At 43.3% G+C, this 13,093-nt stretch carries 8 protein-coding genes; 2 read left to right on the top strand and 6 right to left on the bottom strand.

Features of this window, described 5'->3' with window-relative positions; all coding sequences use genetic code 11:
* Positions 1-26 precede the first annotated feature (26 nt).
* On the top strand, positions 27-1,037 hold the full coding sequence (locus FXV77_RS08790) for a 1-acyl-sn-glycerol-3-phosphate acyltransferase (protein ID WP_148918846.1): 1,011 nt from the start codon (positions 27-29) through the stop codon (positions 1,035-1,037).
* A gap of 65 nt (positions 1,038-1,102) precedes the next feature.
* Here the strand turns inward: FXV77_RS08790 and FXV77_RS08785 are convergent, their stop codons facing one another.
* Both FXV77_RS08785 and purL read right to left on the bottom strand, forming a co-directional pair.
* Positions 1,103-2,209, bottom strand: coding sequence for a serine hydrolase domain-containing protein (locus FXV77_RS08785; RefSeq protein WP_148918845.1), 1,107 nt, complete (start codon positions 2,207-2,209; stop codon positions 1,103-1,105).
* A 78-nt stretch (positions 2,210-2,287) separates the two neighbouring features.
* Positions 2,288-5,974 (bottom strand): phosphoribosylformylglycinamidine synthase, encoded by a 3,687-nt coding sequence (gene purL, locus FXV77_RS08780; protein WP_148918844.1) that lies wholly within the window; start codon positions 5,972-5,974, stop codon positions 2,288-2,290.
* 136 nt (positions 5,975-6,110) lie between these two features.
* Between purL and FXV77_RS08775 the strand changes: the two genes are divergently transcribed.
* Positions 6,111-8,528: an alpha-ketoacid dehydrogenase subunit alpha/beta gene (locus tag FXV77_RS08775; RefSeq protein WP_148918843.1), complete on the top strand. Its 2,418-nt coding sequence runs from the start codon at positions 6,111-6,113 to the stop codon at positions 8,526-8,528.
* A gap of 38 nt (positions 8,529-8,566) precedes the next feature.
* Here the strand turns inward: FXV77_RS08775 and aroC are convergent, their stop codons facing one another.
* Genes aroC through FXV77_RS08755 form a run of 4 tightly spaced genes read right to left on the bottom strand, consistent with a single transcriptional unit; the run spans position 8,567 to position 12,910 of the window.
* On the bottom strand, positions 8,567-9,655 hold the full coding sequence (aroC, locus tag FXV77_RS08770) for a chorismate synthase (protein ID WP_148918842.1): 1,089 nt from the start codon (positions 9,653-9,655) through the stop codon (positions 8,567-8,569).
* 32 nt (positions 9,656-9,687) lie between these two features.
* Complete coding sequence (aroA, locus tag FXV77_RS08765) at positions 9,688-10,944, bottom strand: 3-phosphoshikimate 1-carboxyvinyltransferase (RefSeq protein WP_148918841.1); 1,257 nt, start codon at positions 10,942-10,944, stop codon at positions 9,688-9,690.
* A complete protein-coding gene (locus FXV77_RS08760; RefSeq protein WP_148918840.1) occupies positions 10,945-12,051 on the bottom strand; it encodes a chorismate mutase in 1,107 nt (368 codons plus the stop codon).
* Positions 12,052-12,082: 31 nt separating this feature from the next.
* Positions 12,083-12,910 carry a prephenate dehydratase gene (locus tag FXV77_RS08755; protein ID WP_148918839.1) on the bottom strand — a complete coding sequence of 276 codons (828 nt, stop codon included), beginning with the start codon at positions 12,908-12,910 and terminating at the stop codon, positions 12,083-12,085.
* Positions 12,911-13,093 lie beyond the last annotated feature (183 nt).

The following is a 13,093-nucleotide window of genomic DNA, read 5'->3' as shown; positions in this document are numbered from 1 at the left end:
TAATAACAGAGTATCTCTTTAACGATATGTTTTATTCCATATTAAGGTTGTTTGTACGCTTGGGATTAAAATGGTACGCTCCTGGGCTGAAAGCTAAGAATTTACATCTAGCCCCATATACCTATCCCACTATCGTCATATCGAACCATCCTAATTCTCTTTTTGACGCATTGGTCATTGCGGCCTATGCTCCAGCAAAAATTTGTTTCCTCACTAGAGGGGATATTTTTAAACATCCGGTAGCAAATGTAATTCTGCGTTGGCTGTATATGTTACCTATCTATAAAAGGAACGACGACGAAGACTTTGCCGTAAAGAATGATTTTACATTTGACGAGTGCATGCAACGATTGGCAGCAGGGCAACATGTGTTGATATTCCCCGAAGGCATATCCCGAAACTTGTGGGAATTGCAGCCTTTTATGAACGGCGGATTGACATCGTTGCTAGAACGCTCTTATAAGGCAGAACTGCCGTTGCAAATTCAAGCGTACACGTTAAATTACAATTCTTTCCGACATGTACCGAAAGCCCTGGAATTAGGAGCGTTGCAGCCTTTGGATACAACAGAATATATAGCTGGCGATCAAGTACGGACAGTAGATATTATCCGGGACGCCCGGAATAACCTCCGCGAAGCGCTGGTTGTTCATCCGTTGGTCACAACGCCTACTTTAAGCAAATTTGACCATTTTTGGCGTATCCCCGCCAAAATGGGATATTACACGCAGTTTTGGTTTTATCGGGTATGGCGAGATTACATTAGAAAGAAAACCGAAGGCACTATATTCTATGATTCCCTGCTTTTTTCCGTTCTATTCATTTCCTATCCGATATTTGTCTTGTTTTGCAGCGTCCTGATAGGGAAGTTTATCGGGTTTTGGGGAGGCCTCTTTGTCTTTGTTTTTTTTCCGGCAATGGCCTATGCCATGGCAAAATATCAAGGGACGATAACGGAAACGGAAACCAACGTTCCTAAGCAAAATTCTTGGCGTAGCAAAACGGAATCTGATGATAACATGGAAGATTCTGTTTAAGAAAAACGAAATCATCGATGGTATAAAGACGCGAGAATAGGAGGGAGTAAGTCAATATGATAGCCTTAATATGAATGGGCTATCTGCGAAATAAGTTTAAGCCAATTGACCTTACTTGTTTTTTCTCCCAATCGGACGATGATAAGATTCTTATGTGGATCAACAAAAATATACTGACCTAAAATACCTTTTGCATAAAATTGCTCCGCATTTTTTGTTAACCACCATTGATATTGATAAAAAGGAACACTGTGTCCAGTTGTATCTGATTTAGTCGATTCCTTTACCCATTGCTCCGGAACGATTTGTGTGCCATTCCAATTCCCGTTATGTAGGTATAGACGTCCTAGTTTAGCAAAATCTCTTGCACGGGCATTTAGGCAACAGAATGTTTTTTCCAGTCCGTCTTTTTTTCTGTCAAGACTCCAAGTGGCATCATATTCCATCCCCAATGGTTTCCAAATCTTTTCTTCTAGATAAGAACTAATGGTTTGGCTTTCTAAAGCTCTTTCTAATACCAGTCCGAGAAGTTGGGTTGTCCCACTGGTATAGTCAAACTTTTCACCGGGTACATCTTTCAGTTTCAGCTTATTAATGGCTTTGCGTAGATTGGTGCCGTAGTAAAAAGTAGCCGCATGTCCAAAAGGATTGGTATAACTTTCATTGAAATCAAGCCCCGAAGTCATTTGCAGCAAGTGTTTTATGGTGACAGCGTCAAATCCATTCCGTTTTAATTCAGGGATATAGTTGGTAATAGGCTCATCCACCGATTGAATTTTTCCATCGGCAATAGCAATGCCGATGAGCATCGATATAACGGACTTTGCCATGGAGAAAGAGGCTACTATAGATTCATCTTCATATTTGTTGAAATATTTTTCATATTGAATACTATCATTTTGTATCACCAAAAACGCTACCGTTTTGGTGTGTTCCAAATATGTATCAAAAGGTACATCGCCTTCCGATGTTTCGATATCTTTCAGCGGTTTAGGTTTTTGAGCTACAGGAAAGGTGAAAGGAGAGGCTGCGTTTTCTATCGTTCGGTAGGGGAATATTTTGTGATCGGTGATATTAGCGAAGTTATAGAATACGAATCTCCCTAACTTGCAGGATTGGAAAAATAAAACACATAGAAATAAAGAACAGATGATCTTGGTAGTACTTTTCATAAATTTATCGCACAAGGTTTATCTATTATATTCTTCTAATATACAAAAAAAGACCCGCCAGTTGGCGGGTCGCATGTATTATTTATTTTTTTCACACCATTTACGTGCATTCACAAAGGCTTCTAACCAAGGAGTAACCTCATCTTGCTTGTCTGCGGGATAATATGCCCAATTCCATTGGAAGATAGAACGTTCGATGTGTGGCATGGTCACGAGGTGACGCCCGGTCTTATCACAAAGCATAGCGGTGTTGAAATCCGATCCATTTGGATTATGCGGGTATTGTTCGTAAGCATATTTAGCTACGATGTTGTATTGGTCTTCGCTGTGGGGAAGGTTAAACTTACCTTCACCGTGTGAAATCCATACACCCAATGTGCTCCCCGCCAAAGTAGATAACATAATGGAGTTGTTCTCTTGTATTTTTACCGACGCAAAATTAGATTCGTGTTTTTGCGATGTATTGTGGAGCATTTTTCCATGCACGTCGTGATCCGGATTGATAAGTTCCAATTCCATGAACAACTGGCAACCGTTACAGATGCCGACCGACATCGTGTCTTGGCGCGCAAAGAAGTTCTCCAAAGCCTTTTTCGCCTTCTCATTATAAAGAAAAGCACCGGCCCAACCTTTTGCTGAACCCAATACATCTGAATTGGAGAAACCGCCTACCGTACCGATAAATTGAATGTCTTCTAGTGTTTCGCGACCTGAAATCAGGTCGGTCATGTGGACATCCTTTACGTCAAAACCAGCTAGATACATCGCGTTGGCCATTTCTCTTTCGGAGTTTGAACCTTTCTCCCGGATGATGGCTGCTTTTGGTCTTGTTGTCCCGTCTGTTACGCGTATAGGCTTTTTACCATCAAATTGGGATGGGAATATATAGTTTAGCGGTTGGTTTTTATAGTTGTTGTAGCGTTCTTGCGCCATGCCATTTTTGGATTGTTTACTATCCAGCAAGAACGATGTTTTAAACCAGATATCGCGTGTTTCCACTACGTCGAACGTGAATTCGTCTGCATTGTTTTTGATAGATACAGCGGTTCCGTTGATAACCTTTCCGATTTTCACGGCTTGTATACCAGCTTTAGCCAATGTAGCTTCAAGAGAGGCGTCATCTTTCGCTTGCAATACGACAGCGATATTTTCGTTGAATAATGTTTTAACTGTATCCGCTTCGCTTAAACCACTTAGATCGTATTGTGCAGCTAGGTTGACGTCAGCAAACGTCATCTCCAATAAAGTTGTAATCAGCCCGCCCGATCCTACATCATGCCCAGCAGCTATTTGTCCAGATACGATCGCATCCTGTATGGTGTTGAATGCTTTTTTGAAGTAATCAGCATCCTGAATAGTTGGTGCTTCGTTGCCGATCTTATTGTGTACCTGTGCAAAAGAAGAACCGCCCAGTTTGAATGTATCCTGCGATAGGTTGATGTAGTAAATAGACCCCGCATTTTTTGACAATACCGGCTCAATTACCTTATTGATGTCAGTACAGTTTCCTGCTGCCGAGATAATCAATGTTCCCGGGGCAATCACGTTTTCGCCATCTGGGTATTTTTGTTTCATCGATAGCGAATCTTTCCCTGTAGGAATATTGATACCCAAAGCGATGGCAAAATCAGAGCATCCTTTCACAGCTTCATATAAACGGGCATCTTCACCCTCGTTATTGCAAGGCCACATCCAGTTTGCCGAGAGTGATACACCGGCCAAACCATTTTTGATAGGTGCGAATACTAGGTTCGACAAGGCTTCGGCAATAGCATTGCGAGAACCTGCAACAGGATCAACTAACGCCGTTAATGGTGAATGGCCGATGGTGGTTGCGATACCTTCTGTTGAGTTGTAGTCCAATGCCATAACGCCCACATTGTTCAATGGAAGCTGTAAAGGGCCTGCACATTGCTGTTTAGCAACACGTCCCCCAACACAACGGTCTACTTTATTCGTCAACCAATCTTTAGAAGCGACAGCTTCCAATTGCAGCACCTGTGTTAAATAGGTAGGAACTTCTGTAATATCGTAAGAAAGATCCGTGTATTGACGGTCGATTTTGCTGTCTTTCATCACCGTTTGTGGTGAAGAACCAAAGAAGTCTGCCAGATCATAATCCATCGGTTTCTCTCCCGTTGATTTCGATTGGAAAGTAAAGCGATGATCTCCCGTAACGTCACCTACGGTATACATTGGTGCACGTTCACGATCCGCTACCTTTTTCAACGTTTCAATATCGTTGTCAGCAATGACCAATCCCATACGCTCTTGGGATTCATTGCCAATAATTTCCTTCGCCGACAGGGTAGGGTCGCCGACAGGCAACTTATCCATATCGATTAATCCGCCAGTTTCTTCCACCAGTTCTGACAAACAGTTGAGGTGTCCACCCGCACCGTGGTCATGAATCGAAACGATAGGGTTGTTGTCCGACTCTACGAAAGCACGGATAGCGTTTGCCGCCCGTTTTTGCATTTCGGGGTTAGAACGTTGGATGGCATTCAGTTCGATACCCGAGCCAAAAGCGCCTGTGTCAGCAGAGGACACCGCTGCCCCCCCCATACCGATGCGATAGTTTTCGCCTCCGAGAATAACGATTTTATCGCCTGTTTTTGGCATATTTTTTTTCGCCTGGTCTGCTTTACCATAGCCTACACCACCGGCTTGCATGATGACTTTGTCATAGCCTAATTTCCGGCCTCCTTCTTCGTGTTCAAAGGTCAGTACAGAACCGGCGATCAAAGGCTGTCCGAATTTATTGCCGAAATCAGAAGCACCATTGGAGGCCTTAATAAGGATGTCCATCGGTGTTTGGTATAACCACGCACGTTCCTTCATGCCATTTTCCCACGGTTTGCCCTGCGCAGAATCAGATTCAAGACGCGAGTAAGCAGTCATATAAACAGCGGTGCCAGCCAAAGGTAAAGCTCCTTGGCCGCCAGCCAACCGGTCGCGAATTTCACCACCCGAACCTGTAGCCGCACCGGCAAATGGTTCTACGGTCGTAGGGAAATTATGCGTTTCGGCTTTCAGCGACAGCACCGATTCAAAGGCCTTTTCTTCGTAGAAGTCAGGTTTATCAGCCGATTTCGGCGCAAACTGGGTAACCGTTGGTCCTTTAACAAATGCTACGTTATCTTTATAAGCCGAAACAATTTCATTGGGATTGGTTTCGGATGTTTTTCTGATCAGTTTGAATAGGGAGGAGGGTTGCTCTTCACCATCAATGATAAAAGTGCCATTGAATATCTTGTGTCGGCAGTGTTCAGAATTTGCTTGTGAAAAAGCGAAAACTTCGGAGTCAGTCAGCTTACGTCCGAGTTTCTCGGAAAGGTTGTTCAAGTACGACACTTCTTCCGGACTCAAAGCTAAACCTTCCGATTTATTGTATGCATCAATATTGTCAATTTCCAGAATAGGTTCTGGCTGGATATCGATAGTGTACATGTCTTGTGTCAGCACGGTATATTTCTGCGAAATCATCGGGTCGAAATTCGTAAAGTTTTCGTCTACCGGATGAAATTCTTCAATGCGGATAATGCCTTGAATACCCATGTTTTGCGTAATTTCAACAGCATTGGTACTCCAAGGGGTTACCATCGCAGCGCGAGGACCGACATAATAGTTGTCTAACGTCTGTTCGTCGAGCTTTTTCGCGTTTCCGAAGAGCCAGTTTAATCTGGAAATATCTTCTGCCGATAAGTCGTTTTGGGTTTGCACACCATACACGATGCGGCTTGGGTTCATAAAGAAATGAATCATTACTAATGGTGTATTTTGAACGTTCTTCAAATCAAAGTACAAATATACGGAGTATTTTAGTAATGTAGCGTATCTTAACTGCTATTTCCGATAACACGTATATTTTTATTACTTTTGTTGAAACCATTGGTTAAATATGTCTAATATCACCATGAATATAAACAGTGATTTTGAAACGCCAAAAATCAGTTTTGACGATTTTCGTGAAATCATTTTAAAAGATTATAAATTAGCGGTTGAAAGCCGGATTGCAAGCCTGTCGGGTCGCAAGGAGGTATTAACTGGAAAGGCAAAATTCGGGGTATTTGGTGATGGTAAAGAGATCGCGCAAATTGCGTTGGCTAAAGTATTCCAACCCGGCGACTGGCGCTCTGGATATTACCGGGATCAAACATTTGCCTTTGCTTTGGGTATATCTAGTATTTATCATTTCTTTTCACAACTATATGCCAATCCTGATCTGGAAGCTGATATATCCTCCGGCGGACGGCAAATGAACTGTCATTTTTCTACACAACTGCTTGATAAGGAAGGGAATTGGTTAAACCAGACAGAACAGAAAAACTCCGCTTCCGATATTTCGACAACAGGCGGACAGATGGCACGTATAATGGGGCTAGGTTTAGCATCTAAATTATATAAGGAAAATCGAAACCTGGATTATCTGACCTACTTTTCGCGTCAAGGAAGAGAAGTTGTTTTTTGTACCATAGGGAATGCTTCCACATCAGAGGGTGTATTTTGGGAAACCCTCAATGCCGCGGCAGTGAAGCAAATCCCGGTTGTAATTTCTGTTTGGGATGACGGCTATGGGATATCGGTTCCGAATGAGGTACAGACAACGAAAGCCGATATCTCGGAAGTGCTAAAAGGTTTTCAACGTGAAAACGATAGCAACGGTATCGAAATATTTAAAGTACGTGGCTGGGACTATCCGGCGTTATGCGAAGTTTATGAACAGGCAGCTCGCTATGCGCGGGAGGAGCATGTGCCATGTATTGTCCATGTCACTGAATTGACACAGCCACAAGGTCATTCCACATCGGGATCGCATGAACGCTATAAATCTGCTGAACGATTAGAATGGGAAGATACATTCGATTGTAATCTGAAGATGCGGGATTGGTTGTTGCAATCGGGTATTGCACAGGAAGAGGAACTAAAAGATCTGGAAAAAGAAGCCAAAGATTTTGTCCGTAAAGAACAACGTCGTGCATGGGCCGACTACCACAAAACGCTTCAGGTTGATTTAGATGAAGCGATAGCGCTATTGTCTGCTATTGGAAATCCGTTGGTGGATGTACCCCTAATGACATTGCAATCGTTGGCGGAACCGTCGTTGAAAGAGATTTACAGCAATGTAAGGAGAGCGATTCGCGATTTGAGGGGAATAGATTCGCCCGAAAAGGATGCGCTGATGACTTGGTATGCCGAAAAACAGGAGCAAAATTTTGACCGTTATAACGATAAGCTCTTTTCCGATACACTTGACTCTCCATTAAAAAAAGATGGTATAGCTGCACATTATGAACAGGACGTTTCTATTGTGGACGGTAGGGAGGTATTGAACGCTTGTTTTGAAACTAATTTTAGACGTGATGAACGTATTGTGGCGTTTGGGGAAGATGTTGGGAAGATAGGAGATGTTAATCAAGGTTTTGCCGGGTTGCAAGAACAGTTTGGCGAATTACGGATCTTTGATACCGGTATACGCGAATCTGCGATTATCGGGAAAGGTATTGGTTTGGCATTACGTGGATTGCGGCCTATTGCTGAAATCCAGTACCTGGACTACTTGATTTATGCGATGCCGGTGCTGAGTGATGATTTGGCTTGTTTGAGCTACCGTACAAAAGGAACGCAGAAAGCGCCAGTTATTATTCGTACCCGAGGGCACCGATTGGAGGGGATCTGGCATTCAGGATCACCCATGACCGTCTTGTTAGGTGGACTTCGTGGTTTGCATATTTGTGTGCCGCGCAATATGACACAGGCAGCCGGTATGTATAATACGCTTTTGCGTTCTGATGAACCGGCTTTGGTAATAGAATGTCTGAATGGCTACCGGTTAAAGGAAAAGATGCCGAGTAACGTAGGGGAGTTTATGGTCCCCATTGGCGTGGCAGAACGGATACGGGAAGGGCGGGATATTACGGTCGTGTCTTACGGCGCGACGTTACGTGTCGTGCAGGAAGCTGCCATTGAATTGGAAAAACTGGGAATTTCTTTAGAGATTATCGATGCACAATGTTTACAACCTTTTGACCGCACGGAAATTTGTCATCAATCGTTGGAAAAAACAAATAAATTATTGGTGGTAGACGAAGATATGCCGGGCGGCGCGGCGGCGTTTATTTTACAGGAGATATTGGAAGGACAAAATGGCTATTATCTATTAGACGGACAACCTAGAACGCTTACTGCCAAACCTAACCGTCCGCCATATGGATCTGATGGCGATTATTTTACAAAACCGTCTGTAGATGACGTGGTAGAACTGGCGTACGAAATGATGAGCGAATATAACGAAAGCGCTTTTCCAAGATTATTTTAATTTTAGTATATAGAGACGCCGGTAATGCGTCTCTACAATTAATCTTTATACGCCTTAAATCGTAGCAGGTGATCGGCTAATACCAATGCTGTCATGGCTTCAACGATGATGACGGCGCGCGAAACAACGCAAGGGTCGTGGCGTCCTTTGCCCGATATGGTCGTGCTATCGCCAGCTTCATTCAATGTTTCCTGATCACGCATAATCGTAGCAACCGGTTTGAAAGCTGTACGAAACATAATATCCATACCATTGGAAATGCCACCTTGGATACCGCCGGAAAAATTAGTACGGGTGCGTACCTGCTCTTCTGCTTTCACGAAAATGTCGTTGTGTTCGGAACCTCGCATCTCCGAACCGCTAAATCCGGAACCATACTCAAATCCATGAACAGCATTAATGCTTAACATGGCCTTTCCTAAATCAGCATGTAATTTATCGAATACGGGTTCGCCAAGTCCAACGGGTACACCGCGTACTACCGTCGATATTTTTCCGCCGATGGTGTCTCCTGCTTTTCTTATCGAATCAATAAGGGCAATCATTTCATTTGCTGTTGCAGGATCCGCGCAGCGAGCAATGTTGGCTTCTCGTATGTCAAGTAGCGCCGACAAATTAGTTGTATCTAAATTCGGAGCTTCCAATGTACCGACAGCTGAAACATGAGCAAAAATTTCAATACCTTGACTCTTGAGGTATAGCTTGGCGATAGCGCCCGCTGCTACCCGTGCAGCTGTTTCTCTTGCGGAAGATCGTCCGCCGCCACGATAGTCCCGGATACCGTACTTTTGTTGATAAGTATAATCGGCATGAGATGGACGGTACTTATCCGCAATATGGGAATAGTCCTTGGACCGTTGATCTTCGTTGGGGATAAGGATTGCAATAGGTGTCCCCGTTGATTTTCCTTCGAAAACACCGGATAAGATTTGGGCTACATCGCTTTCCTTGCGTTGTGTCGTGATTTTCGATTGTCCCGGTTTACGTTTATCCAACTCCGACTGTATAAAATCTTCGTCGATGGAAATATTGGGAGGGCAACCGTCGATAATAACACCAATTGCTTTTCCATGCGATTCGCCAAAGGTTGTTATCTTAAAAAGGTTGCCAAATGAATTTCCTGCCATAATGTAATTTTTCTATTTGCTTAAATGCTTACCTATTGCTTGACGATGAAGCCCTGTTGTTGCAGGTGTTTCCAAAAATCAGGATAAGATTTTTCCACCACTACCGGGTCGTTAATAGTAACTTCGCCAAAAACCAATGCCAATGGTGCGAATGCCATCGCCATCCGATGATCTTCATAGGTGTCAAACGTGACTTGTTTTGGCGTGTAAACGTCGTTTGTTTTGACATGGTAGATTTCTCCATCAGCCAATACAGTAGCACCAAACTTTTCTATCTCGTTCTTCAATGCAGCTAATCGGTCTGTTTCCTTGATTTTCAAGGTTTCTACTCCTGTTATAGAAATATCGCGACGAATAGCCGCTGCCATTGCAACGATCGTTTGCGCCAAATCTGGACATGCCTTGAAGTCAAAGAGCACCTTATCAGAGCCTTCGTTAACCTTAGCGATATGTAGTCCGTCCGCTTGAAAAGAGCTAGCTACGCCGAAGTGTGACATGATGTCCACTAGGGCGATATCGCCTTGTAAACTGTGTGCTTTTAAACCCGGTAGCACGATTTCTCCCTTTTCGGATAACGCTACCATAGCGTACCAATAGGATGCGGCACTCCAATCTGGTTCAACATAAATAGTTGTCGGTTTAAATTGCTGTGGGGCGATTTCAATGGTATTGTCTGTCCATGTATGGGATATTCCGGCTTCCTGCAACATATCCAAGGTCATGGTGACATAGGGTCTGGACGTTAGTTCTCCTTCAATTTCTAATACGAGCCCTTGTTTTAGAGAAGCGGCTATGAGGAGGAGGGAAGACAGATATTGGCTACTGACATTTCCTTTTATACGGACTTTCTGTTTACCCTGTGCCATTCCTCCTTTGATTATCAATGGTGGAAAGCCACTTTCTTTCTCATAGTCAATATTTGCGCCTAGTGTTTTTAAGGCGTCTACAAGGATGCCGATCGGACGCTGTTGCATACGTTCCGTACCGGTAAGGATAAAATTACCTTCTACCAGACTCAGATAAGAGGTGAGAAAACGCATGGCTGTTCCCGCAGGACCAATATCCACCGTAACGGTTCCGCTTGTCACACTGGAGGTGTTTGCTAATGCCAGTGCTTTGTTCATGATGACGGTATCGGCAGCAGCTGATAGATTTTCTACTTTAACGGTTCCTCCGCTTAGCGCCTGTATAATAAGAGCACGGTTGCTCTCTGATTTGGAACCAGTAAGTTGAACCGTGCCCTGTATTTCTTTCGACGGATGGCGAAGTGTAAGTGGTGTCGAACTCATTTACGCCTCCGCCACAGATTTTGCATTCATTACTTCGTTTTGCTTGCGAATAGACTCGTTGTGTAACAATTCGAGATATTTGGTTGCAAAGTCTGCACTAAGCGATAAAGCTTTCGCGAGTTGAACTCTTTTTTCGACGATCTCATCCCAACGACTAACCTGTAGAATAGTTACGTTGTTGTCCCGTTTGTACTCGCCGATTTTTTCAGCAATCTTCATACGATCACCTATTTGTTTTAGGATCGCATCGTCTAACTTGTCTATCTGTTGACGCAATTCTGCAAGTTTATCATCGAAAATAGGGTTGTTGGATTCTGGATGGCGAACCGATAAATGATCAAGTAAGTCTGCCAAAGCGGCAGGGGTGACTTGTTGTTTAGCGTCGGTCCATGCTACCGATGGATCGATATGCGATTCCACAATCAAACCTTGTTGATCCATATCCATTGCCTTTTGTGCAATATATGGGATTAATTCACGGTTTCCACAGATATGACTAGGATCGTTGATGATAGGAAGTTCAGGGCATGCTGATTTCAACTGGACCGCTAGATCCCACATCGGTTCATTTCGGAAAGCAGTTTTTTCGAAAGAGGAGAATCCACGGTGGATAGCGCCTAGTTTTTTTATACCGGCACGGTTGATACGTTCCAATGCGCCAATCCACAAGGAAAGATCTGGGTTAACTGGATTTTTAACGAATACGGGTACATCAACACCCTGTAAAGCGTCGGCGATTTCTTGTACGGTGAATGGATTTGCTGTAGAACGCGCGCCTACCCACAGGATGTCTATACCAGCGGCTAATGCTTCTTCTACATGTTTAGCGGTAGCCACTTCTGTTGACGTTAATAATCCAGTTTCCTTTTTTGCTCTTTTTAGCCATTCCAGGCCTATGCTACCTATTCCTTCAAATTCACCCGGACGGGTACGGGGTTTCCAGATACCCGCACGTAACACGTTTACTTTTCCTGTATTTGCCAATAAATGTGCAGTAGAGACCACTTGTTCTTCTGTCTCCGCACTACACGGTCCGGCAATGATTAATGGTTTATCGCCTGTATCTATCCAAGATTTTAAAGGAACGATGTCTAATGTATGTTTCATGATTTAAATGATTTGCTAATGAATACTATTGTTATACTTTCTCGTTTTTAACATATTCCCCCATAATGGTGAAATTTATGGTGTGCTTCAGTACTTTGCGGATAGCCGCATCGTAGTCACTTTGTTTTTTCCATTCTACATCGACGTAGAAGTCATATTCATTTCGACGACCTACTACAGGCATGGATTGGATCTTGCTCAGGTTCACATTCTGCTCTGCGAAACACTGCAATACGTTAGCTAGGGCGCCTACTGCATTCCCCGTTTGAAAAGATAGGGAGGCTTTGTTTGCATTTTTCTGTTCGATAATCTCGTTTGACAGAATCAAGAAACGTGTCGCATTTTTCTTGTTGGTTTCAATTCTCTTTTCCAGAATTTCCAAACCATATAATTCGGCGGCCGCAATACTGGCGATTGCCGCGGTATTGGTCAGTTTATTCTCGATAATGCTTTTGGCACAAGCGGCGGTATCCATACCTTCCTTTACCGTCCATTCCGGGTAATCACTCAGAAACTCGTCGCATTGGCGGATAGCAATCGGGTGCGATTCCACGAACTTTATATCGGAGAGTTTTGCACCGGGTAATGCCAGCAAGTTTTGTTGTATATTTAGATGTACTTCGCCAATGATGTGAAATTTGTAGTCGCGAAGCAGATTATAATTAGGCAGGATGCTACCTGCAATAGCGTTCTCTATGGCCATAACGACATAATCAGCTTTGCCCTGCTTAAGCATTTCACAGGTCTTTTTGAAAGACTCGCATTCCAAAATTTCAATGTCCTCGTCACCGAAATATTTATGAGCTGCTTCTTCGTGAAAGGAGGCTTTAACGCCTTGTATCGCAATTCTTGTTTTCATTCTTTAATTATCATATCAATCCTGATTGTACAAAAAAAAGTCCCGAAAATTATCCGGGACTTTTTGCTTATTTTACACAAACATACAAATCCCAGCTTTACCTTTTAAAGTAAAAGTTGCCAAAATAAAAGTATGTGTTGTGTATCATCATGTCTCAAATTTTACAATCCAAAAGTAGAAGTA

It is taken from the genome of Sphingobacterium phlebotomi, from assembly GCF_008180195.1.
Lineage (GTDB): Bacteria > Bacteroidota > Bacteroidia > Sphingobacteriales > Sphingobacteriaceae > Sphingobacterium > Sphingobacterium phlebotomi.
The sequence above is the reverse complement of the archived record's forward strand: the minus strand, read 5'-3'. Positions and strand labels throughout refer to the sequence as shown.

Bases quoted from the DNA above. Each gene is read 5' to 3' on its own strand.
- FXV77_RS08790 (WP_148918846.1), top strand. From the start codon at position 27: ATGTTTTATTCCATATTAAGGTTGTTTGTACGCTTGGGATTAAAATGG.
- FXV77_RS08785 (WP_148918845.1), bottom strand. From the start codon at position 2,209: ATGAAAAGTACTACCAAGATCATCTGTTCTTTATTTCTATGTGTTTTA.
- purL (WP_148918844.1), bottom strand. From the start codon at position 5,974: ATGATTCATTTCTTTATGAACCCAAGCCGCATCGTGTATGGTGTGCAA.
- FXV77_RS08775 (WP_148918843.1), top strand. From the start codon at position 6,111: ATGTCTAATATCACCATGAATATAAACAGTGATTTTGAAACGCCAAAA.
- aroC (WP_148918842.1), bottom strand. From the start codon at position 9,655: ATGGCAGGAAATTCATTTGGCAACCTTTTTAAGATAACAACCTTTGGC.
- aroA (WP_148918841.1), bottom strand. From the start codon at position 10,944: ATGAGTTCGACACCACTTACACTTCGCCATCCGTCGAAAGAAATACAG.
- FXV77_RS08760 (WP_148918840.1), bottom strand. From the start codon at position 12,051: ATGAAACATACATTAGACATCGTTCCTTTAAAATCTTGGATAGATACA.
- FXV77_RS08755 (WP_148918839.1), bottom strand. From the start codon at position 12,910: ATGAAAACAAGAATTGCGATACAAGGCGTTAAAGCCTCCTTTCACGAA.